Source organism: Janthinobacterium sp. PLB04 (genome assembly GCF_021165895.1).
GTDB classification, from domain to species: domain Bacteria; phylum Pseudomonadota; class Gammaproteobacteria; order Burkholderiales; family Burkholderiaceae_D; genus Janthinobacterium; species Janthinobacterium lividum.
This window is the reverse complement of record NZ_CP088968.1, coordinates 2,126,196-2,147,887: the sequence shown is the minus strand read 5'-3', so window position 1 is coordinate 2,147,887 and position 21,692 is coordinate 2,126,196. Positions and strand designations below refer to the sequence as shown.

17 protein-coding genes and 1 other RNA gene are annotated in these 21,692 nt (G+C 63.0%); 7 read left to right on the top strand and 11 right to left on the bottom strand.

Going from position 1 to position 21,692, the window contains the following annotated elements; genetic code table 11:
* The first annotated feature begins 159 nt into the window (after positions 1–159).
* The 4 genes from LSO07_RS09450 to LSO07_RS09435 all read left to right on the top strand — a co-directional run bounded on the left by LSO07_RS09450 (position 160) and on the right by LSO07_RS09435 (position 7,667).
* Positions 160–2,220, top strand: coding sequence for a carbon starvation CstA family protein (locus tag LSO07_RS09450; protein ID WP_099392943.1), 2,061 nt, complete (start codon positions 160–162; stop codon positions 2,218–2,220).
* Positions 2,220–2,420 carry a YbdD/YjiX family protein gene (locus tag LSO07_RS09445; RefSeq protein WP_010396213.1) on the top strand — a complete coding sequence of 67 codons (201 nt, stop codon included), beginning with the start codon at positions 2,220–2,222 and terminating at the stop codon, positions 2,418–2,420. Before LSO07_RS09450 ends, LSO07_RS09445 begins: the two co-directional genes overlap by 1 nt.
* Before the next feature lie 224 nt (positions 2,421–2,644).
* Complete coding sequence (locus LSO07_RS09440; protein WP_151093526.1) at positions 2,645–5,506, top strand: hybrid sensor histidine kinase/response regulator; 2,862 nt, start codon at positions 2,645–2,647, stop codon at positions 5,504–5,506.
* Position 5,507: 1 nt separating this feature from the next.
* Complete coding sequence (locus LSO07_RS09435; protein ID WP_034786602.1) at positions 5,508–7,667, top strand: putative bifunctional diguanylate cyclase/phosphodiesterase; 2,160 nt, start codon at positions 5,508–5,510, stop codon at positions 7,665–7,667.
* Here the strand turns inward: LSO07_RS09435 and LSO07_RS09430 are convergent.
* From LSO07_RS09430 to dnaX, 5 genes are all read right to left on the bottom strand, one after another.
* On the bottom strand, positions 7,636–8,769 hold the full coding sequence (locus LSO07_RS09430) for an esterase-like activity of phytase family protein (RefSeq protein ID WP_151093524.1): 1,134 nt from the start codon (positions 8,767–8,769) through the stop codon (positions 7,636–7,638). The two genes, LSO07_RS09435 and LSO07_RS09430, sit on opposite strands and share 32 nt — an antisense overlap.
* 88 nt (positions 8,770–8,857) lie before the next feature.
* Positions 8,858–10,078 (bottom strand): CaiB/BaiF CoA transferase family protein, encoded by a 1,221-nt coding sequence (locus tag LSO07_RS09425; protein ID WP_151093522.1) that lies wholly within the window; start codon positions 10,076–10,078, stop codon positions 8,858–8,860.
* Positions 10,079–10,085: 7 nt separating this feature from the next.
* Positions 10,086–10,676 (bottom strand): recombination mediator RecR, encoded by a 591-nt coding sequence (gene recR, locus LSO07_RS09420; RefSeq protein ID WP_034786598.1) that lies wholly within the window; start codon positions 10,674–10,676, stop codon positions 10,086–10,088.
* Positions 10,677–10,723: 47 nt separating this feature from the next.
* A complete protein-coding gene (locus LSO07_RS09415) occupies positions 10,724–11,050 on the bottom strand; it encodes a YbaB/EbfC family nucleoid-associated protein (protein ID WP_034759121.1) in 327 nt (108 codons plus the stop codon).
* Positions 11,051–11,091: 41 nt separating this feature from the next.
* Complete coding sequence (gene dnaX, locus LSO07_RS09410) at positions 11,092–13,410, bottom strand: DNA polymerase III subunit gamma/tau (RefSeq protein WP_151093520.1); 2,319 nt, start codon at positions 13,408–13,410, stop codon at positions 11,092–11,094.
* 56 nt (positions 13,411–13,466) lie between these two features.
* Between dnaX and LSO07_RS09405 the strand changes: the two genes are divergently transcribed.
* Positions 13,467–13,619: a hypothetical protein gene (locus LSO07_RS09405; protein WP_180278305.1), complete on the top strand. Its 153-nt coding sequence runs from the start codon at positions 13,467–13,469 to the stop codon at positions 13,617–13,619.
* 28 nt (positions 13,620–13,647) lie between these two features.
* On the opposite strand, the gene ffs is transcribed toward LSO07_RS09405, so the two are convergent.
* Together ffs and ubiD are read right to left on the bottom strand one after the other, a co-directional pair.
* An RNA gene (ffs, locus tag LSO07_RS09400) (signal recognition particle sRNA small type) lies at positions 13,648–13,746 on the bottom strand.
* 181 nt (positions 13,747–13,927) lie between these two features.
* Complete coding sequence (gene ubiD / locus LSO07_RS09395) at positions 13,928–15,412, bottom strand: 4-hydroxy-3-polyprenylbenzoate decarboxylase (protein ID WP_151093517.1); 1,485 nt, start codon at positions 15,410–15,412, stop codon at positions 13,928–13,930.
* Between the two features lie 479 nt (positions 15,413–15,891).
* Between ubiD and LSO07_RS09390 the strand changes: the two genes are divergently transcribed.
* Positions 15,892–16,806, top strand: a complete 915-nt coding sequence (locus tag LSO07_RS09390) for a lytic transglycosylase domain-containing protein (protein WP_052140520.1) — start codon at positions 15,892–15,894, stop codon at positions 16,804–16,806.
* A 119-nt stretch (positions 16,807–16,925) separates the two neighbouring features.
* Here LSO07_RS09390 and nusB read toward each other — a convergent pair whose 3' ends face one another.
* The 3 genes from nusB to ribBA all read right to left on the bottom strand — a co-directional run bounded on the left by nusB (position 16,926) and on the right by ribBA (position 19,362).
* Positions 16,926–17,396, bottom strand: a complete 471-nt coding sequence (gene nusB, locus LSO07_RS09385) for a transcription antitermination factor NusB (RefSeq protein ID WP_034786595.1) — start codon at positions 17,394–17,396, stop codon at positions 16,926–16,928.
* Positions 17,397–17,584: 188 nt separating this feature from the next.
* On the bottom strand, positions 17,585–18,067 hold the full coding sequence (gene ribH / locus LSO07_RS09380; RefSeq protein ID WP_034786791.1) for a 6,7-dimethyl-8-ribityllumazine synthase: 483 nt from the start codon (positions 18,065–18,067) through the stop codon (positions 17,585–17,587).
* Positions 18,068–18,243: 176 nt separating this feature from the next.
* Positions 18,244–19,362, bottom strand: coding sequence for a bifunctional 3,4-dihydroxy-2-butanone-4-phosphate synthase/GTP cyclohydrolase II (ribBA, locus tag LSO07_RS09375; protein WP_151093515.1), 1,119 nt, complete (start codon positions 19,360–19,362; stop codon positions 18,244–18,246).
* Between the two features lie 433 nt (positions 19,363–19,795).
* On the opposite strand from ribBA, the gene LSO07_RS09370 reads away from it, so the two are divergent.
* The gene (locus LSO07_RS09370) at positions 19,796–20,221 is read left to right on the top strand and encodes an OsmC family protein (RefSeq protein ID WP_034786592.1); all 426 of its coding nucleotides are present in this window, start codon (positions 19,796–19,798) and stop codon (positions 20,219–20,221) included.
* On the opposite strand, the gene LSO07_RS09365 is transcribed toward LSO07_RS09370, so the two are convergent.
* Positions 20,218–21,630: a hypothetical protein gene (locus LSO07_RS09365; RefSeq protein ID WP_151093513.1), complete on the bottom strand. Its 1,413-nt coding sequence runs from the start codon at positions 21,628–21,630 to the stop codon at positions 20,218–20,220. The genes LSO07_RS09370 and LSO07_RS09365 overlap by 4 nt on opposite strands.
* Positions 21,631–21,692 lie beyond the last annotated feature (62 nt).

The window sequence follows — 21,692 nt, the reverse complement described above, 5'->3', positions numbered from 1 at the left end:
CTGAGCGTTACTGCGTAGTCGTGCGCTTGCGGCAATTATACGATTCCTGAATACTCGCCATAAGCTGCAAACACCCAATTCACACCCAAACTGGCGACGACCAGGCTCGGCAGCACACATCATCGCACGGCACAGCGCCCGTCAATCTCTGGAGGAAGCATGAACCGCATTTTCAAACAACTGGGCTGGGCAGCGCTTGCGCTGGCAGGCGCCGGGTCCCTGGGCGTCGTCGCCCTGCAACGTGGCGAACCGATCAGCGCGATCTGGATCGTCATCGCCGCCGTCTGCGTGTATCTGATCGCCTACCGTTTCTACAGCCTGTTCATCGCCGACAAGGTGCTGGGCCTGGACGCGCGCCGCATGACGCCGGCCTTCAAGCACAACGATGGCCTCGATCACGTGCCGACGAATAAATATGTGTTGTTCGGCCACCATTTCGCGGCGATCGCCGGCGCCGGCCCCCTGGTCGGCCCCGTGCTGGCCGCGCAGATGGGCTATCTGCCCGGCATGCTGTGGATCCTGGCGGGCGTGGTGTTTGCGGGCGCCGTGCAGGATTTCATCGTGCTGTTCATTTCCATGCGCCGCGATGGCCGCTCGCTGGGCGACCTGATCAAGGCTGAACTGGGCGAAATTCCCGGCATGATTGCACTCCTGGGCTGCTTCATGATCATGGTCATCATCCTGGCCGTACTGGCATTGATCGTCGTCAAGGCGCTGACCGGTTCCCCATGGGGCAGCTTCACCGTGATGGCAACGATCCCCATCGCGCTGTTCATGGGCGTGTATTCGCGCTTCATCCGCGTGGGCCGCATCGGAGAAATTTCCATCATCGGTTTTGTCTTGCTGATGCTGGCCATCATCGGCGGCCAGTACGTGCAGGAACACGCCGTGCTGGGCCCGATGTTCACGTTCACGGGCACGGAACTGACGTGGATGCTGATCGGCTACGGCTTCATCGCTTCCGTGCTGCCCGTGTGGCTGCTTCTGGCGCCGCGCGACTACCTGTCTACTTTTCTCAAAATCGGCACCATCCTGGGCCTGGCCATCGGCATCATCGTCGTCGCGCCGTACCTGAAAATGCCGGCCATGACCAAGTTCATCGACGGCTCCGGCCCCGTCTGGTCGGGCAATCTGTTCCCCTTCCTGTTCATCACGATCGCCTGCGGCGCCGTCTCCGGCTTCCACGCCTTGATTTCCTCGGGCACCACGCCGAAGATGATTGAAAACGAAAGCCACGCCCGCTTCATCGGCTATGGCGCCATGCTGATGGAATCGTTTGTGGCCATCATGGCCCTGGTGGCAGCCTCGACCATCGAGCCGGGCATCTATTTCGCCATGAACAGCCCGGCCGCCCTGATCGGCACGACAGCCGAGTCCGCCGCACAGGCGATCTCGCAGTGGGGCTTCTATGTCACGCCGGACATGCTGACGCAGACGGCCAAGGACGTTGGCGAACACAGCATCATCTCGCGCGCCGGCGGCGCACCGACCCTGGCCGTCGGCATGGCGCAGATTCTGTCCGGCGCCATCGGCGGCAAGGCCATGATGGCCTTCTGGTACCACTTCGCCATCCTGTTCGAAGCGCTGTTCATCCTGACGGCCGTCGATGCGGGCACGCGTGCCGGCCGCTTCATGCTGCAAGACTTGCTGGGCAGCTTCGTGCCAGCTTTGAAACAGACTGAAAACGTCATCGCCAACCTGCTGGCCACGGGCCTGTGCGTGGCGGCCTGGGGCTACTTCCTGTACCAGGGCGTGGTCGATCCGCTGGGCGGCATCAACACCCTGTGGCCGCTGTTCGGCATCGCCAACCAGATGCTGGCGGCCATCGCGCTGATCCTCGGCACCTGCGTGCTGTTCAAGATGAAGCGTGGCCAGTATGCGTGGGTGACCATCACGCCGACGATCTGGCTGCTGCTGTGCACCCTGACGGCGGGCTGGCAAAAGATTTTCGACGCCAACCCGCGCGTCGGCTTCCTCGCGCACGCCAAGAAATACTCGGCGGCCCTGGATGAAGGCACCTTGCTGGCGCCGGCCAAGTCGGTGGCGCAGATGCAACAGATCATCTTCAACGATTACCTGGACGCCGGTCTGGCCGCCTTCTTCGTCATCGTCGTGATCAGCGTGCTGTTCTTCGGCATCCGCACCATCATGAAGGCGCGCGCCGACAGCCGTCCGAGCACCAAGGAAACGCCGTTCCAGGCCATGCCCACGGTGCAATGATGATAGACGAAATCATCAAGGCGGGTCGGTATCTGGGGCAAAGCATGCGGCTGATGTGCGGCTTGCCCGAGTACGACACCTACGTGGCCCACCGGGAAGTCACCCATCCCGGCGAGCCGATGATGACGTATGAAGAGTTCTTCCGCGAACGGCAGGAAGCCCGCTACGGCGGCGCCGGCAAACGCGGAGGTTGTTGTTAGTAGCGGGGTCAGACCCTTCGGGTCTGACCCCAGCTTTTCACCGGGTTTGATTTTATGAACCCCAAAAGCAACAACTGGGGTCAGACCCGACAGGGTCCGACCCCGGAGTTCCCCTCCCCTCTCTTCCCTTAGACCCACATCAACATCTGGGTGTGTCTTCGCGTCTATATTTTTCCAATAGGAATTAAATAACAGTCAACGGGCGACCGGGGAAGCAGCGACGCATGTTCAATTTCCAACGCTCCAGCATCAGCCAGAAGCTGACCATGATTTCGGTACTGTCATCGGGCTGCGCGCTGCTGCTGGTGTTCGTGGCGTTTGCTCTGACGTCCGTGCTCAGCCACAAGAACGATGAAGGCAAGCAATTGCTGTCGCTGGCGGGCGTGATCGGTGCGGCCGGCGCGGTGCCTTTGCTGGCGGGAAAATCGGCGCAGGGGCAGGCGGAACAGGTGCTGGCGGCCTTGTCCGCGCGCGACGAGGTAGCCCAGGCGGCCCTGTTCGACAAGGGCGGGCGTTTGTTCGCCCTGTACCGCGCGCCGCAGCATGCGGACGGCCTGCCGGCGCCGGAAGACATGGACCCGGCCTTGCTGGCCGACATGGCCGTGCAGCCCGTCACGCAAGGCTCGGGCACGACCCTGGCGCCCGCCATGCGTTTGTACCGCCCCGTCTACCGGCCAGGCGAGCCGCAACAGATCATCGGCGCCGTGCTGATCGAGGCCGACCTGAACCACATGTGGCGCGACATCGGCCGCCACGTGGGCGCCATCGGCGGCGCCACCGTGCTGTCCTTCCTGATCGCCGTGTTCCTCGCGCGGCGCTTCAAGAGCGTGATCGCCGAACCGATCACCAAGCTGATCGATACCGCGCAGAAGGTATCGAGCAGCCAGACCTACAGCCACCGCATCGCGCACCAGCGCAGCGACGAGCTGGGCGTGCTGATCGACAGTTTCAACGACATGCTGGCGCAGATCGACAGCCGCGACAGCACCCTGGCCAATTACCGCGACCAGCTCGAGCGCCAGGTGGGCGTGCGCACGGCGCAACTGGAAAAGGCCAAGGATGCGGCCGAGGCGGCCAGTCACGCGAAAAGCGCCTTCCTCGCCACCATGAGCCATGAAATCCGCACGCCGATGAATGGCGTGCTGGGCATGACGGAACTGCTGCTGGCCAGCCCTTTGAGCCCGCAGCAGCGCCACTACACGAGCATGGTGCAGCGCTCGGGACAGAATTTGCTGGTGATCATCAACGACATCCTCGACTTTTCCAAGATCGAGGCGGGCAAGCTGAGCGTGGAATACATCCGCTTCAATTTCCGCGAATTGCTCGACGACATAGAACACGTGTTCGCGCCGCAGGCGGAAGCGAAAAACATCAGCCTGGAATTCGATATCGCCTACGACATCCCCATCGCCATCTGCGGCGACCCGAACCGTTTGCGCCAGATCATCGTCAATCTGCTGGGCAATGCCATCAAGTTCACGGAAACGGGCAAGGTCACGGTGAAAGTGACCGTGTGCAGCGAAGACGCGCCCAGCGTGGGCTTGCGTTTCGAGGTGCACGACACGGGCATCGGTGTGTCGAACGAGGCGCAGACGCGCATCTTCGAATCGTTCTCGCAGGCGGACGGTTCGACCACGCGCAAGCACGGCGGCACGGGCCTGGGGCTGACGATCTCGAAACAGCTGGTGGAGCTGATGGGCGGCACTATCGGCGTTGATAATGCTTTAACGCAAGGCTCGATCTTCTGGTTCGAAGTAAATTTCGATAAGCGGCGGGTCGACAGCGACGACCCGTCCTTCAACCTGAAAACCACGCGAGGGTTACGCGCCTTGATCGTCGACCACACACCCGCCACGCGCGCCGTGCTGGAGCGGCAACTGGCCAGCTGGCACATCGTCAGCGACAGCGCCGGCACGGCCAGCGACTGCCTGGGCAAGCTGCGCGCGGCGGCCCAGGCGGGCACGCCGTATGCCGTGGCCCTGCTGGACATGGAATTGCCGCGCACCAGCGGCCTGGCCCTGGCCGCCAACATCAAGAGCGATCCGCTGCTGGCCGACCTCAAATTACTGCTGCTGAGCACGGAACAGGCGGCGGCCGATCCCGTGCAGCGGCGCGAGGCGGGCGTGGCCTTCCAGCTGATCAAGCCGGCCCGCGAATGCGACCTGTTCGACTGCATCGTCACGCCGCCACGCGCCAGCGACAGCCTGCGCATCCATCCGCCGCACACGGCGCGCCAGGTGGGCCGGCGCCAGCGCCGCCGCGTACTGCTGGCCGAGGACAATGCCGTCAACGTGGAAGTGGCGCTGGCCATGCTCGACAGCCTTGGCCTGGACGTCGTCTGCGCGCGCAACGGCGAAGAAGCCTTGCAGGCGGCGCAGGCCGAGGATTTCGATTTGATCCTGATGGATTGCCAGATGCCGGTGATGGATGGCTTTGCCGCCACGGCGGAAATCCGCCGCCACGAACAGCAGTGCGGCCACGCGCGCGTGCTGCCCATCGTCGCCATCACGGCCAATGCGCTGCAGGGCGACCGCGAAGCATGCCTAGCGGCCGGCATGGACGATTACCTGAGCAAACCGTTCACGCAGCAAGACCTGGGCCACACGATCGCCCGCTGGATCACCCTGCCGCGCGCGGCCACCGTGCACCACAGCGAAGCGCCGCAGTCACACACGCCGCAGGAGGCGCCGCCCGAAGTGCCGCCGCCTGCGCCTGCCTCCGCGACATCGGCCCAGCCGCTGAACCGGCAGGCGCTGGAAAACATCCGCGCCCTGTCCGGCACGGATGGCGATGCGCTGCTCGAACGGGTCATCCTCGCGTTTACCGGCGAGACGCCGCGCCAGCTGGGCGCCATGCGCGAAGCCATCGCGAAAGCGGATGCGGAAGCGCTGCGCAAGGTGGCGCACAGCCTCAAGTCGGGCAGCGCCAACGTGGGCGCCGACGGCCTGGCGCAGCTGTGCAAGGAGATGGAAAAACTGGGCCGCGCCGGCAGCACCGAGGGCGCGGCTCCCCTGCTGCAAGAAATGCAGCAGGCCTTCCTGGCCGTACGCGAATCGCTGAACGCCATCCTCGTGAAGGAACACTGACATGACAGCGCCCCTCTCCCCTCCCCGCGGCCTGGTGCTGGTGGCCGACGACGATCCCGTGATGCGCTTGCTGATGCGGCAAATGCTCACGCAGGTGGGCCTGGACGTGATCGAGGCCGAGGACGGCGTGCAGGCCCTGGCCAGCTACAAGCACAGCGGGCCTGACCTGGTCATGCTCGACGTCGACATGCCGGCCATGGACGGCTTTGCCGTATGCCGCGAAATCCGCCACCAGGAAGTGGGCGGCACGGTGCCCATCATCATGGTCACGGGCGGCGACGAACTGGAAGCCGTCACGCGGGCCTACGAGGTGGGCGCCACGGATTTCATTTCCAAGCCCATCAACTGGCCCATCCTCGGCCACCGCGTGCTGTACGTGCTGCGCGCCAGCGACGCCATCGCCCGCCTGCGCATCGCCGACGCGCACAACCGCGCCGTGCTGGCCGCCATCCCCGACACCTTCTTCCGCCTGAACCGCGAAGGCTTTTATCTCGACTACGAACAAGGGCACGACGCCAGCGCCGGCTTTTCCCTCAGCGACTGCGTGGGCAGCCATATCCGCGACGTGCTGCCGCCCGAAATCGCCGCGCGCCTGCTGGACCAGGCGCACGCCGTGCTGGCCACGCAGCATATCGGCTCGGTCGACTACACGCTCACGCACGAAGACAGCACGCGCCATTTCGAGGCGCGCCTGGTGGCGACGGGGGCCGACGAAGTGCTGGGCCTGGTACGCGACATCAGCGAGCGCAAGCGCACGGAGGAGCAGATCCGCCGCCTCGCCTATTGCGACAGCCTGACGGGCATCCCCAACCGCCAAGCGTTCCTGGAAACGCTGGAGCGCGAACTGGTGCGCTCGAAGGAACACGACAAGAAATTCGCCGTGCTGTTCATGGACCTCGACGCTTTCAAGCGCATCAACGATACCCTGGGACACGACGTGGGCGACCATTTGCTCAAGGTGGTATCCGAACGCCTGCGCGAAACCATCCGCCCCAGCGACCTGGTGCTGCGCGCAGAGTATGAACTCGACGGCATCTCCGGCGGCAGCAACCTGGCGCGCCTGGGCGGCGACGAATTCACGATCCTGATTCCCGACCTGGAGCGGGTGGAGGACGCGCTCAACGTGGCGCATCGCGTGAAAGAAGCCATGCGCCGGCCCTTCATGATCGAAGGACACGAGATTTTCGTCACGGCCAGCATCGGCATCTCGCTGTATCCGGAAGATGGCGAGGACTGCAATTCGCTGCTCAAATATGCGGACACGGCCATGTACCACGCGAAGAACTGCGGCAAGAACAACGCCAAGCTGTACAGCTCATCGCTGACGATGGAAATCATGAGCCACGTCAAGATGGAAGTGGGCCTGCGCAAAGCCTTGCAGAACAACGAGCTGTATCTGCTGTACCAGCCGCAGATCGACGTGCCCAGCACGCAGATCGTCGGCGTGGAAGCGCTGGTCCGCTGGCGCCATCCCGAGCGGGGCATCATCTCGCCCACGGAATTCATCCCGCTGGCCGAAGAGACGGGATTGATTGTGCCGATCGGCGAATGGGTGCTGCGCACGGCGTGCAACCAGGCCAAGGCCTGGCAAAGCGATGGCGGACGGGCCATCCGCATGGCCGTCAACCTGTCGGCCAAGCAATTCAAGGATGAAAACCTGATGCAGATCGTGCTCTCGGCCCTGGCCGACACGGGCCTCGACGCGCGCCTGCTGGAACTGGAATTGACGGAAGGAACGTTGATGGACGATGCGCGCGCCACCATGGTGACCCTGGAGCAATTGCGCGGCATCGGCGTGTACCTGTCGATCGACGACTTCGGCACGGGATATTCTTCAATGAATTACCTGAAACGCTTCGACGTGCGGGCCTTGAAGATCGACAAGAGTTTTATTGCCGGCTTGCCGCAAGATACGGAAAATGCGGCCATCACGCGCGCCATCATCGCCATGGCGCATGGCTTGAAGATGGTGGTGGTGGCCGAGGGCGTGGAAACAGACGAGCAACTGCTGATGCTGGAAGAATACGGCTGCGACATGGCGCAGGGATACTTCCTGGGCCACCCGTCGCCGCACGACACGATCACGGCCATGCTGGCCAGGCAAAGGGGCCAGCTGGCCAGCGTGGAAACTAGAGCACTTCGAAGGCAAGGATTTGCGTGACTTGCTGGGCGTTGAAATTATCGTCGGAAATCATCACCAGGCTGCGGCGGCCGTTTTCCAGACGCGGCCCCCAGCTGATGCCTTCGATATTGTCGACTCTTTCAAGGCCGGTCTTTTCCAGGTCCAGCAGCAATCGCTTGCGCGCCGGCACATAGCGGGCGCCCGCCAGCGCCGGAATGGCCTGGATATCGGTGGCGCCCTGCGTTTCCATCTCGTAGATGCGCACGTGATTCGTGTACAGGCCGTCGGCGTGCTCCACGCCAGCCCGCTCCACCACCAGCAGCTGGTGATCGTTGACGGCGAGGATTTCCGACACGCCATTGTCCGCTTCCTTCCCCGGCGCGGGCCGCGATGCCACGGGCTCAATCGGATACGCGTACTGGCCCAGCACGGTGCCGGCGCGGTCCAGGCGCATGATGCGCACGACGGAGCCGTGGTCCGGCGTGGCCAGCGGAGCATCCTGGTACAGAGCCGCTTCCATGCCCAGCCACAGGCTCTTGCCATCCGAAGAAAACGACAGCGCTTCAAAGCTCATGTTGTTGCGCGAGCCGATTTCATCCTTCGCAACCTTGAACATGGCGGGCGTGGGCAAGGTGGCCAGGTAGTGGCCGCCACTATCGGCATGGCGCACGAACGGGTCCAAGCCCACCTTGCGGTTGCCTTCGCTGCCGTACCACAGACTGCCGTCCTGGGGATCGACGCGGATGGTTTCGATGTCGGGCACCTGGTCGCCCTGCTCGAGCTTTGCATGCGCCAGGTTCGGATAGCGGCTGCCGTCGGGCTGCGTGAAGAAATGCACGCTGGCCAGGGTCACGTCCGTAAACGCCTTGCTGTCGTAGGCCAAGGTGGCGCGGTAAAAGCGAGCCGGATTGATTGCCGAGCGGTCATCGCTTTCCATCACCCAGCTGTTATTGGCCGCATCGTAATCGATGCCGGACAAGCCGCCCACCGTGGTGCCCTCGAACGGGTATTTCAAGGCGATGCGCTGCTCGCCGATCAGGCGCAAGCCCGCGATGGGCGCGTCGTGGGGGAAGCTGGCGCATGCGGAAAGGAGGATGGCGGCGGACGCCAGGGCAAGCGCGGTGCGGAACAATGGAGGCATGATCGGTATCAAGTAAGTCGGGAAGCAAATTCAGGGGTCAGACCCGCCGGGTCTGACCCCAGCTTTAATTCTGTGGGTTAATAGCGAATTACACCACCCCATCCGCCTTCAGCCGCGCAATGGCGGCCGCGTCATAGCCGAGCGACGCCAGCACCTCGTCGTTGTGCTGGCCCAGGGTCGGCCCCAGCCACTGCGTCTTGCCCGGCGTGGCGGACAGTTTCGGGCTGATCGCCGGCAATTTCACGGGCGTGCCGTCGGCGAAATGGTGTTGTTCGAACATGTCGCGGGCGAGAAATTGCGGGTCGCTCAGCATGTCGCGCACCGAGTAGATTTTGCCGGCCGGTACGTCGGCTGCCTTCAACACGGCCAGCGCGCTGTCTATCGTGTGCGTGGCGCACCAAGCACCGATGGCGTCGTCGATTTCCTGCGTGCGCGCCACCCGGCCGTCGTTGCGCGCCAGTTGCGGGTCGCCCGCCATGTCGATGCGGCCCATGGCCAGCATCAAGCGCTTGAAGATGGCGTCGCCATTGCCCGCGATGACGATGTTTTCGCCGTCGCCCGTCGTGTAGGTATTCGAGGGTACGATGCCGGGGAGCGAGCCGCCCGTGCGCTCGCGCACCACGCCCGCCTGGTCGTATTCGGGCACCAAGGACTCCATCAGGTTGAACACGGATTCGTACAGGGCCACGTCGACCATCTGCCCTTCGCCGCCATCCCGGCCACCCGTCACGTCGCGGTGGCGCAGGGCCATCATGGCGCCGATCACGCCGTGCAGGGCCGCCACGGAGTCGCCGATCGACACGCCCACGCGCACGGGCGGGCGGTCGGCAAAGCCGGACACGTAGCGCAAGCCGCCCATGGATTCGCCTATAGCGCCGAAACCGGGCAAGTCCTTCATCGGCCCCGTCTGGCCAAAGCCGGACAGGCGCACCATGATGAGCGACGGTTTCTCTTTCTTGAGCTGCTCGTAGCCGAGATCCCACTTTTCCAGCACGCCGGGGCGGTAATTCTCGATGATGATGTCCGCTTCCAGGGCCAGCTGGCGCGCGATGGCGCGGCCCTCGGGCGACTTCAGGTTCAAGGTGATGCTTTTCTTGTTGCGTGCCTGCACCGTCCACCACAGCGAGGTGCCATCCTTCAGCACGCGCCAGGTACGGATAGGGTCGCCGCCATCGGGCGACTCGATCTTGATCACGTCGGCGCCGAATTCGGCCAGCATGCGGGCACAGAACGGCCCCGCGATCAGGGTGCCCAGTTCCAGCACTTTAATGCCTTGCAATGGACCAGTGGTCGCGGAGGATGTTGTCATGTTGTGTTCAGGTTGCCCTGCGGTCGAGCATCGCGCGGGCAATCGTGCCCGCGTCGACGTATTCCAGTTCGCCGCCCACGGGCACGCCGCGGGCCAGGCGGCTCACGCGCAAGCCCCGCGCCTTCAGCATTTCGCTGATGTAGTGGGCGGTGGCTTCGCCTTCATTCGTGAAATTGGTGGCCAGCACCACTTCGCCGACCACGCCATCATTGGCACGGTTCAGCAATTTTTCGAGGTGGATATCTTTCGGGCCGATGCCGTCCAGCGGAGAGAGTCGCCCCATGAGGACGAAATACAAGCCCTTGTAGGTGAGCGTCTGCTCGATCATCAGCTGGTCGGCGGGCGTTTCCACCACGCACAGCAAGCGCTTGTCGCGCTCTTCGTCGAGACAGGTCTCGCACACTTCGTGTTCGGTAAACGTATTGCACAGGCCGCAGTGATGCACGGCATCGACGGCCTGGAACAGGGCGCGCGACAGCATGGCCGCGCCTTCCCTATCGTGCTGCAACAAATGAAACGCCATCCGCTGCGCCGACTTGGGGCCGACGCCGGGCAGGCGCCGCAACGCCTCGGTCAGGAATTCAAGCGACTTGGACATGGATCAACCTTGCCCCGTGCCATAGATCGAGCGCATGCGGTCTAGCATCAGAATGGCATTTTGAAGCCGGCTGGCAAATTCATGCCGCCAGTCAAGCCCGCCATTTTTTCAGCGGACGTCGCTTCCGCCTTGCGCACGGCGTCGTTGAAGGCGGCAGCTACCAGGTCTTCCAGCATGTCCTTGTCGTCGGCCAGCAGCGACGGGTCGATGGAGACGCGCTTGACGTCGTTCTTGCACGTCATGACGATTTTGACGAGGCCGGCGCCGGACTGGCCTTCCACTTCCACCAGCGCCAGTTGTTCCTGGGCCTTTTTCATGTTGTCTTGCATTGCTTGCGCCTGCTTCATCAGGCCAGCCAGTTGATTTTTCATCATGAGAATGCTCCGTTCAATTCAGTTTGTGAGTGTGTTAATCATCAATGCAGGGTCGGCGCGGCGGAGCCGGCCGGTGCAGGGGTAATCGTTCCCGGCACAACAAAAGCGTCGAATGCACGCTTCATGTCGAGCACGAAGGGATCGCTGGCGATGGTTTCTTCCGCTTGCAGCTGGCACGCCTCGCGGTGGGCCTGCGCTTCCGCGCTGGCCGTATACCAGACAGCGCCCAGTTCCGTATCGACATTGACCTTGCGGCCGAAGCGCTCGCTCAGCACGGCAGCCAGTTTTTCCACGTTGGCCGGACTGCGCCACGTGTCGATCGGCACGCGCAGGCGGAACGTGGTGCTGTGACCGTCGTGCAGGCACTCGATCAACTCGGCCTGCACGGCCAATTGCTGGGCTATGCCGCGCAGGGGCAGCACGGCGGCGACGGCCGGCCAGTTGCCATCCCAGTCCAGGCCAGGCACGGGCGTGATCACATACGGTCCGCTGGGGGCGGCTTGCTTGGCGGCACGCTGCGGCATGATGACGGCCGGCTGCTCGCTGCTCTGCGCGGCGGGCGCCGACACGGCCGCGGAGGCGCTGTCGTCGGAAAATTCGGTGACCCACGGCGGCAAGTCGTCGTCGGCGGGCGCCTGCTGCTGTGGCGGCGCCTGGCGTACCGGTGCCGCCGCCGGTACGGATACCGGTGCTTCCATCACGGCCACGGGTGGCGCGTCGTCCCACGGCGCCGGCGCTTTCGCGGCGGCGGGCGGTGGCGGCGGAGCTGCCTGGACTGGCGCGGCCGGGGCAGCGGCGACAGGCGCCACTGCTGGTACCGGTGCGGCTGGCTTGGGCGCCGACGATGGCGCCGACGGCGCGCTGCCCGGACGGCCCTTCGAGGCGGCGCGGGCCGCTTCCAGCGCCGCATTGATGGCGGCGCGCGCGGAACTGATCGGGGCGCCCGATGCTGCCGGGGCAGCCGCAGCAGGAGCAGCCGCTGGCGGCGTAGCGGGCGGCGGCGCCATTGGTGCCGGCGCCGGTGCAGCGGCTGGCGCCGGCGCAGCCGCGCGTGGCGGCGGCGCTTCGCTGCGCGCCATGCTGGCGGCTGCGGCGGCGACCACGGCGGGCGGTGTCACGGCGGCGTGGCTGGCCACGCTGTTCGTGGCGGCGCGGGCGGCGGGAGCCGAAGCCCCAGCGGCGGCGCGCGCGGCGGCCACGGCGGCCGGACGGTTGCCCGTGGCAGCGGCCGGTGCAGCCGGCACGCCATCGGCGCCGCCTATGCCGGGCCGAAAGGCCAGCATGCGCAGCAAGGTCATGGTAAAGCCCGCGTATTCATCGGGCGCCAGGCCCAGCTCATTGCGGCCATGCACGGCGATCTGGTAAAACAGCTGCACTTCTTCCGCGTCAAACGCGGAAGCCAGGCGCACGATGTCCGCGTATTCGGGCAAATCCTGCGGCAAGGCGGCGGGCACGGTTTGCGCCAGCGCAATGCGGTGCAACAAGGTGCCCAGGTCCTGCAAAGCGCCGTTGTAGGACAGGCTGCGCGAAGCCATCTCGTCGGCCACGGCCAGGAGATCGGCGCCATCCTGCTGCGCCAGCGCGTCGAGCAGGCGCACCAGATACGACTGGTCGAGCGCGCCCAGCATGCCTTGCACGGCATCCAGCGTGACTTCGCCGGCCGCATACGCGATGGCCTGGTCCGTCAAGGACAGCGCATCGCGCATGGAACCGTGGGCGCCCTGGGCCAGCAGGCGCAAGGCTGGCTGTTCGAAGGCGATGCCCTCCTGCCCCAGGATATTGTCCAGGTGGCTGATGATGTGGCCGGGCGGCATCTGCTTGAGGTTGAACTGCAGGCAGCGCGACAGCACGGTCACGGGAATCTTTTGCGGGTCCGTCGTGGCCAGGATGAACTTCACGTGCTCGGGCGGCTCTTCCAGGGTTTTCAGCATGGAATTGAACGCGTGGTTCGTCAGCATGTGCACCTCATCGATCATATAGACCTTGAAGCGCGCATTGCTTGGCGCATACACGGCTTGCTCGAGCAGCTGCGCCATTTCATCGACGCCACGGTTCGATGCCGCATCCATCTCTATATAGTCGACAAAGCGTCCCGCATCGATCGCCGTGCACGCTTCGCACACGCCGCAAGGCTGGGCCGTGATGCCGCCCGTGCCATCGGGGCCGATGCAATTGAGCGACTTGGCCAGGATGCGCGACAGGGTCGTCTTGCCGACGCCGCGCGTGCCTGTGAACAGGTAGGCGTGATGCAATCGGCCGCTGTGCAAGGCATGCGTGAGCGCGCGCACGACGTGCTCCTGGCCGACGAGCGTCTCGAAATTCTTGGGGCGGTATTTACGGGCGAGGACTTGATAGGACATGCTGAGATTTTACCATGCGATTTTGCGGGTGATCCTGCGCGGCGGGCGCAAGCCTCATGGCCGGGCCATTCAAAATGGCAAACGCGGCAAAGCAGCAATTGTATAACATGGCCAGCTGGAAATATGGAAAACACGGCAAGCCTGGCAATGCTGCGGGCCGGCAAGAAAATATGGCCGTAAAAGCAAAAAAGCTGCCCATGGCAGCTTGATTGTCGATCCTGATAAAACATTCCCGAAGGAGGCGAGCCTGATCTGCGGCACTCATGGTTAATAGCCGTGGCTGCTTCGTTCCCGACCTGACCAGGTTAGCCATGCCACGATGCGCAGGGGCCCGCCAGGGACAATTATAACCGACCTGCGCAAGATTGGGAAATTGCCGTACTGCACGCGATCATTTCATGCGTAGGTCGGCTTAGGCCGCAGGCCGTAAACCGACACTGCTGACTACGCACGCCCTGAACATGCAAGCGCCGCAACGTCGGGTTACGCGCAAGCGCCAACCCGACCTACTTAGCGCCTACAAACCCAGCTCTTGCCAGATGCCATCCACCCTCGCCTTCACTTCCGGCGTCATGGCGATCACCGTGCCCCACTCGCGCGTCGTTTCGCCCGGCCATTTATTCGTCGCGTCGATCCCCATCTTGCTGCCCAGGCCACTGACCGGCGAGGCGAAGTCCAGGTAATCGATGGGCGTGTTGTCGACCAGCGTCGTGTCGCGGATGGGGTCGACCCGCGTCGTGATGGCCCAAATGACTTCTTTCCAGTCGCGGATATTCACGTCTTCGTCGACCACCACGATGAACTTGGTATACATGAACTGGCGCAAGAAGCTCCACACGCCGAACATCACGCGCTTGGCGTGGCCCGCGTACTGCTTCTTGATCTGCACCACGGCCATGCGGTAGCTGCAGCCTTCGGGCGGCAGATAGAAGTCCGTGATTTCGCTGAACTGCTTTTGCAGCAGCGGCACGAACACTTCGTTCAGGGCCAGGCCCAGCACGGCCGGCTCGTCCGGCGGCTTGCCTGTATACGTGGAGTGGTAGATCGGGTCGCGGCGCATGGTGATGCGGTCGATGGTAAACACGGGGAAACTGTCCTGCTCATTATAGTAGCCCGTGTGATCGCCATACGGCCCTTCCAGCGCGTGCTCGTAGCCGCTCGGATGGTTTTCATCCGGGTAGATATGGCCTTCAAGCACGATTTCGGCGGAAGCGGGCACGCGCAGCTCGCTGCCGATGGCTTTCACCAGCTCCGTGCGGCTGCCGCGCAGCAAGCCGGCGAACTGGTATTCGGACAGGCTGTCCGGCACCGGCGTGACGGCCCCTAATATAGTAGCGGGATCGGCGCCCAGCGCGACGGCGATCGGATACGGCTTGCCCTTGCTCTGGATCGCGTGCTCGCGGAAGTCCAGCGCCCCGCCCCGGTGCGCCAGCCAGCGCATGATGACCTTATTACGCCCCAGCACTTGCTGGCGGTAGATGCCCAGGTTCTGCCGCTTCTTGTTCGGGCCCTTGGTGATCACCAGGCCCCACGTGATCAGGGGAGCGACGTCGCCGGGCCAGCAATGCTGGATCGGCAGGCGCGCCAGGTCCACGTCGTTGCCTTCCCAGACGATTTCCTGGCACTTCGCGCCGCGCAACTCCTTCGGCGACATGTCCCACACGGATTTCACCAGGGAACCGAGGCCCAGCAGATCCTTGAAATCCTTCGGCGGTTCCGGTTCCTTCAGCCGCGCCAGCACATGGCCGATCTTGCGCAACTCGCTCACATCTTCCGCGCCCATGCCCAGCGCCACGCGGCGCGTGGTGCCGAACAGATTGCCCAGCACCGGCATGTCGTATCCCGTCGGATGATTGAATAGCAAGGCCGGTCCGCCCGCGCGCAAGGTGCGATCGCAGACTTCCGTCATCTCCAAAATCGGTGAAATGGGGGTCGAAATGGGCTTAAGTTCACCCATTTGTTGCAGTTGAGAAATAAAATCTCGCAAATCTGAATATTTCATGTGTTTTTAATTTTTTTTGACGTCGGACGCCGTTGCTGAAGGATCTATGCCAAGTAATTGATTTTATTGGCTTTTGGCACAATGCAAGTCAAAAAGTAAGACATAAAAGTAATAAAGAAACGATTCGTTAGTATTGACTTGATATAAAACGGCTTCTACAATTCGCCCAACTTGAAAGAGCACGCCGGCCCAGAGCTTGATTTTAGCGTTTCTCTTTCATTCACGGAGTCGGGGCTCCACATGACATTTTAAGGAGTGTTTTCAAAAGGCGTCTGCCTTACCCCCGGTAAAAGTTGTATTGCGACTGATCCAATACCAAAAACGGGACCGATCAGCTCAAGCAAGCAATGACGGCGTTTCTCGCACGCATCCATACGCGGCGGAAACGATGATATTTCTGATGCACGGCATTGGCAGTACCCACAACACCGCGAGACCGCGGAGGGACTGCCTGTTGACGCGACATTTCGGGGAACTCTATGACTCATCGTAGCACTGAAGCAGCTTTGCCTGCTTCAACCGTGGCTGGCCAGCCAGCGTTAGCGCGTTTGCGCGCCCGCGCACAAGCCATTTCGGCACGTGGCGTATTGACCACGGCACAACACACACTGACAGTCTTCGGCATTTCCGCCCTCGCACTGATCGCCCTGCTGATGTTCCGCCCTGACCTGGGCAAGCAACTGACGCACAGCCTGTTCCCGCTGCCGATGGCAGAGGCGCAAGCCGTTGAAGCACCGGCCCTGTCGGCACTGATGGAAGCGCCTGCTTCCGTGCAAACGGCCGCCAGCGACGCACCGCTGAGCAAGGAAGAAAAAGCCTTGCTGGGCACGCAAAAGCAGCAGCAATGGGTCACCAACTGGCTTTCCAAGCGCTACCGCGTAGCCAACGATGCGACCAATATGCTCGTCTCGACGGCCTACCTGACAGCCCGTGAAATCAAGCTGGACCCGCTGCTGATCCTGGCCGTGATGGCCATCGAATCGGGCTTGAACCCGTTCGCGGAAAGCCCGGTCGGCGCGCAAGGCTTGATGCAGGTCATGTCGAAAGTGCACCATGAGCGCTTCCAGGAAATGGGCGGCGTGCAGGCAGCGCTGAATCCCGTCGCCAACATCCGTGTCGGCTCGCTGATCCTGAAAGACTACGTCACGCGTGGCGGTTCCGTCGAAGCGGGCCTCAAAACCTACGTCGGCGCCGCCAACTTCGCCACCGACTCGGGCTATGGCTCGCGCGTGCTGGCTGAATACCGCCGCCTGAAACAAGTGTCGGCCGGCCAGCGCGTGCCGACCACGACGCCGGTGATGGCATCGAACACGCCAGCGCCAGCCAAGGCCCCGGCAGCGGAAAGCGGCATCACCATCAAAGTATTGCCCCATAACGAGATCGCCGGCCTGTGACCCTTTAAAAGCCCTCACAGGGGCATCCAAAAAGCGGCACCCAGTAAAAAAGCCACCGCACGCAAGTGCCGGTGGCTTTTTTATTGCCCTGCGGCATTGGCCGCAGGAACTGCTCTATATTACTTGCGCTTGTTGGCGCCCACTTCTTCCTCGCGGAATTTCACTGCCAGCTTGTCCAGCACGCCGTTCACATACTTGTGGCCATCGATACCGCCAAACGACTTGGCCAGCTCGACCGCTTCGTTGATGACGACGCGGTACGGGATTTCCATGTTGTTCTTCAGCTCGAATGCGCCGATCAGCAGGATGCCGTGTTCGATCGGCGACAGTTCCGCGATATTGCGGTCGATCAAAGGTGCCATGCTTTCGCGCAGCGCCAGCGAATCCTTGATGGCGCCGTACAGCAACACCGTGAAATGATCGCCATCGGCCTTGTCGAAACCATGCGCGGCGCGAATATTATTCACGACGGTGGTCGCGTCTTCATTGTTCAGCAGCCACTGGTACAAGCCCTGCAGCGCAAACTCGCGCGCGCGGTGACGCGGCGTACGGTTTTTGCTGGGATTGGCGAGCAAATTTTTCTCAGTCATGATTGTTACCTGTTCTTAAATACGTGTTCACTACAAATTCCGGCGAGACACTGCGGCGCGCCTTTAGGTAGCGCAGCCGCAATTCAAGCGTGCGTGAGAAGGATGTCAGGGCAAGGCGCGGGGCCGAAGGCAGTACGATAGTACGGCGAGGCCTTGCAACGCAGCCATGGCATTCTTATCACGCGCGCTTAGTCTTCGTCGGTGTCTTGCAACTCTTCCAGCGCTTGCGCCAGATTGGCCATTTCAACTGCCACGCGTGCCGCTTCTGCTCCCTTGACCAGCATGCGTACTTCCGCTTGCTCGTCGTTTTCGGTCGTCAACACTGCGTTGGCGATGGGGATGCCGTAATCGAGACCGACGCGCGTGATGCCCGCGCCCGATTCGTTCGATACCAGCTCGAAGTGGTAGGTTTCACCGCGAATCACGGCGCCCAGTGCGATCAGGGCATCGAATTGCTCGGTTTCCGCCATTTTTTGCAGAATCAGTGGGATTTCCAGGGCGCCCGGCACGGTCACGTGCAGGATATCTTCATCGGCCACGCCCAGCTTGCTCAACTCTTCCAGGCATGCCGACAGCAAGCCACCACCGACGATTTCATTGAATCGTGCCTGGACGATACCGACGCGCAAACCTTCGCCGGCAAAATTGGTTTCATATGTTCCTACGCTCATCATAAGCCTCTTTAATCTGGTGATTCAGGGCGACATGCACATGTCGCCATCATTTACTCTACATCGACGCCTGACAAAATCGTAGCGAGCGGCAGCGAGTTGTGGTCGAGAAGCGCAACTGTACGAAGGTACAGTGAGCATCACAGGCCGCAAATCGCGACGCGCAGTAGATTTAGTCAGGCGTCCTGGCCTGGATGGCACTGAAAACCCGTTACTTCCAGGTCGAACCCGGCCATCGACGGCATCTTGCGGGGGCTGGCCAGCAATTGCATCTTGCTCACGCCCAGGTCGCGCAGGATTTGCGCGCCGATGCCGTAACTGCGCAAGTCCATGCTGGCGGCGCGGCCTTTCGGCTTCGCTTGCGGCGTATCGAGCGCGGCGAACTGGGCAAACAGCTCGCTCGACGTCTCGCCGCAGTTCAGCAAGACCATCACGCCCCGCTCGGCCTGCTTGATGGCGGCCATCGAAGCGGCTACCGTCCACGAGTGGGTGGTCGCTTCGCTTTCCAGCACGTCCAGCAGGGAAACGGGCTGGTGCACGCGCACCAGGGCTTCCAGACCGGGCGCCAAATCGCCATGCACGAGGGCCAGGTGGGCCGACGCGCTGGGCTTGTCGCGGAAGGCGATCAGGCGGAATTCGCCGTGCGCCGTGTGCAAGGTGCGCTCGGCAACGCGCTCGACCAGCGATTCCGTCTGGCTGCGGTAATGGATCAGGTCGGCAATCGTGCCGATTTTCAAGCCATGCTGCTCAGCAAAGACCAGCAAGTCCGGCAGGCGTGCCATGGTGCCGTCGTCCTTCATGATTTCGCAAATCACGGAGGCGGGCGTCAAGCCGGCCATGGCCGTCAGGTCGCAACCGGCTTCCGTATGGCCTGCGCGCATCAGCACGCCGCCTTTTTGCGCTTTCAGCGGGAAGATATGGCCAGGCTGGACGATATCGCTGGGCTGCGTGCCCTTGGCTACGGCCACCTGGATGGTCTTGGCGCGGTCGGCGGCGGAAATGCCCGTCGTCACGCCTTCGGCCGCTTCGATGGACACGGTAAAATTGGTGCCGTAGGCGGTGCCGTTGCGCGATGTCATCATCGACAGGTTCAGCTCGTCGCAACGCTCTTCCGTCAGGGTCAGGCAGACCAGGCCACGCGCATGCGTGATCATGAAATTGATGGCTTCAGGCGTCACGAAATCGGCGGCAAGCACCAGATCGCCTTCATTTTCCCGGTCTTCTTCATCGACCAGTATCACCATGCGGCCGGCGCGCAATTCAGCGACGATCTCTTCGGTGCTGGATATTGACATTATTCATCCTCTGAAGACACCTGGCAAAACCTGCTGCGCGTCGGTATAGGCGGCTTGCGATGCTCACCGTACCTTCGTACGGTTGCGCTTCTCAGCCACCTCTTCCTTCCGCTCGCGACGGTTTTGCCTGGCGTTGTTAGTGAAACTAAAAACTGAAACCGAACTGAAACATCGAGTGCGAATATTCCTCAGATTTCCGGGAATTTTCTTATAACCTGCTATTTTAAAGGATTTAGCGCTTGCAGACCTGAAATAAGACAGCTTTGCGGCACGGATGCCACCGCCTGCCCTGCAAAGCGCCCATTCCCTGATCCAGCGCATACGGCGACGGCAAGGCGCGCGCCGCCGGCCTTGCAAAGAGCATAAGATCAGCCAGTCACCGCCACGGCGCTGACGCCCCACTCGCAGCGACACCCCACACAGGAGCGGCACTATGAAAACCAATGGATCGGCCATCTGGTCAGGCGGCATCAAGGATGGCAAGGGCGCCATCAGCACGCGCAGCGGCGCCTTGCAGGAATATCCCTACGGCTTTGCCAGCCGCTTCGAAGGCAAGCCCGGCACGAATCCCGAGGAATTGATCGGCGCCGCGCACGCGGGCTGCTTCACCATGGCCCTGTCGCTGATCCTCGGCGAAGCGGGCCTGACGGCGGAAAAGATGGAGACGACGGCCGAAGTCACCCTCGACAAGGTCGACGACGGTTTTGCCATCACGGCCGTCCATTTGATCCTGAAAGCAAAGATCCCCGGCGCCAGCCAGGCTCAATTCGAGGAATTGACGGGCAAGGCCAAGGCCGGCTGCCCCGTGTCGAAGCTGCTTAAAGCCAACATTACCCTGGACGCTACCCTGCAGCCCTAGATTTTCGTCACGGGCTTGACGGGTTCCACGGGGGCCACCGGCGCCACCAGCGGCAGGCGCGAGTCGCTGGCCGGCAATGGCCGGTTCATCAAACCGGGATTCAGGGCTGCATTGTTCAGGTTATAGGCGGCGATGGCCGCCGCCACGGACGGGTCTTGCGATGAAGGCGGCGGCACGGCCTGGCCCGCGTTTTGCGCGGCCAGCTCTTGCGCCTGCGCATTTTGCTGGGCCAGCCGGGCTTGCGCCGTCGCCAGGCCCTCGTCGGCCTGCCCCTGCGCCGCGCGCGCCAGCGACTGCGCCCGGTCGGATGCCGCCTGGGCCGCCATCTGCGCGTCGCTGGCGGCCAGCTGCGCCCGCGCCGCATCGTCCGCCGCTGCTTGCGCCTGCTGCTGCAATCCCTGCTGCTGCACTTGCCCCTGCCGCAGTTCGTCCACCCGCGCAGCTTCCTGCTGCTGCGCCTGCTGATCGGTATTGATGCGTTCGCTGTCCAGGCGTTCGGCGTCCAGGCGCTGCGCATCGACGCGCTGGTTGTCGATGCGCTGCGTCTGCAGCAATTGCGCTGCATCGGCCGCTGCTTGCGCCTGCGGCTGGGGCCGCAGCTCCTGCAAGTCCAGGTTCAGCTCCTCCGCTTCCAGTTGCTGCTGCAGTTCCAGCTGCCGCTGCGCAATGGCGGCCGTTTGCGACGGCGCTTCGTCGATGGCCTGCATCTGCTCGGCCTGCGGAGCCTGCGCAGCGCTGGACGGCAGTGCTTCGCCCGTCAAATCCGCTTCGACCACGGCAGCCAGCGGGGCGCCCTGCTGCTGGGCCAGCACGGCGCCCACCTGCGCCAGCACGTCCGTTCCCTGTTGCAAGGCATCCAGGGTGGCATTGCTGTCGGCCGCATACGCGGCCTGCAAAATGACCGCATCGACATCTTCATTGCGCAAGTCGATGCCGATGCGGGCCAGCTGCGCTTGCGTGAGCAAGCTGCCGTCCTGCGCCAGCGCGGCGGCCGCATCCGTCGTGCCGTCGCCCGACAGCAAATCGTAGCGCTGCGCCAGGCTGCCCGGCGCATCGCCGGCCGTCGCCAGCTGGCTGGCATCGATGCCGCTCGTTTGCAGCTGGGCGAACGATTCCGTCAACTGCCGAGCCAGCGCCAGCAAGTCATCATTGACATTCACTGGGGTATTGGCCGCCCTGGCCTCTTCCGTGGCGCCCTGCAAGGCCAGCAGTTGCCGGCGCGACAAGGCCACGCCGGACAGGAACTGGCCCAGCGGGGAGATGTCGACCTGGGTCGATGACAGGATGGCAAGAGCAGCCGCCTCGTTGGAAGGCGGCACGGGCAGTACAGGCGGCAGCGGCGCCGTTGCGCCCACGCGGGACGTGGCCGGGATGGTGTTGGGCACGGTTGCGCGCGAAATCGGGTCCATGGCTAGCCTCCACTGCGGAAAGCTTCATAGTATGCGCGTCTGAAAGAAAAGCAACACACGCT

What these genes read in the sequence shown, in the direction of transcription:
- ubiD (WP_151093517.1), bottom strand. Translation starts at nt 15,412, where the DNA reads ATGAAATATTCAGATTTGCGAGATTTTATTTCTCAACTGCAACAAATG.
- LSO07_RS09365 (WP_151093513.1), bottom strand. Translation starts at nt 21,630, where the DNA reads ATGGACCCGATTTCGCGCGCAACCGTGCCCAACACCATCCCGGCCACG.
- LSO07_RS09370 (WP_034786592.1), top strand. Translation starts at nt 19,796, where the DNA reads ATGAAAACCAATGGATCGGCCATCTGGTCAGGCGGCATCAAGGATGGC.
- LSO07_RS09440 (WP_151093526.1), top strand. Translation starts at nt 2,645, where the DNA reads ATGTTCAATTTCCAACGCTCCAGCATCAGCCAGAAGCTGACCATGATT.
- recR (WP_034786598.1), bottom strand. Translation starts at nt 10,676, where the DNA reads ATGTCCAAGTCGCTTGAATTCCTGACCGAGGCGTTGCGGCGCCTGCCC.
- LSO07_RS09445 (WP_010396213.1), top strand. Translation starts at nt 2,220, where the DNA reads ATGATAGACGAAATCATCAAGGCGGGTCGGTATCTGGGGCAAAGCATG.
- LSO07_RS09390 (WP_052140520.1), top strand. Translation starts at nt 15,892, where the DNA reads ATGACTCATCGTAGCACTGAAGCAGCTTTGCCTGCTTCAACCGTGGCT.
- nusB (WP_034786595.1), bottom strand. Translation starts at nt 17,396, where the DNA reads ATGACTGAGAAAAATTTGCTCGCCAATCCCAGCAAAAACCGTACGCCG.
- dnaX (WP_151093520.1), bottom strand. Translation starts at nt 13,410, where the DNA reads ATGTCCTATCAAGTCCTCGCCCGTAAATACCGCCCCAAGAATTTCGAG.
- LSO07_RS09415 (WP_034759121.1), bottom strand. Translation starts at nt 11,050, where the DNA reads ATGATGAAAAATCAACTGGCTGGCCTGATGAAGCAGGCGCAAGCAATG.
- LSO07_RS09435 (WP_034786602.1), top strand. Translation starts at nt 5,508, where the DNA reads ATGACAGCGCCCCTCTCCCCTCCCCGCGGCCTGGTGCTGGTGGCCGAC.
- LSO07_RS09450 (WP_099392943.1), top strand. Translation starts at nt 160, where the DNA reads ATGAACCGCATTTTCAAACAACTGGGCTGGGCAGCGCTTGCGCTGGCA.
- LSO07_RS09405 (WP_180278305.1), top strand. Translation starts at nt 13,467, where the DNA reads ATGGCCGGGCCATTCAAAATGGCAAACGCGGCAAAGCAGCAATTGTAT.
- LSO07_RS09430 (WP_151093524.1), bottom strand. Translation starts at nt 8,769, where the DNA reads ATGCCTCCATTGTTCCGCACCGCGCTTGCCCTGGCGTCCGCCGCCATC.
- ribH (WP_034786791.1), bottom strand. Translation starts at nt 18,067, where the DNA reads ATGAGCGTAGGAACATATGAAACCAATTTTGCCGGCGAAGGTTTGCGC.
- LSO07_RS09425 (WP_151093522.1), bottom strand. Translation starts at nt 10,078, where the DNA reads ATGACAACATCCTCCGCGACCACTGGTCCATTGCAAGGCATTAAAGTG.
- ribBA (WP_151093515.1), bottom strand. Translation starts at nt 19,362, where the DNA reads ATGTCAATATCCAGCACCGAAGAGATCGTCGCTGAATTGCGCGCCGGC.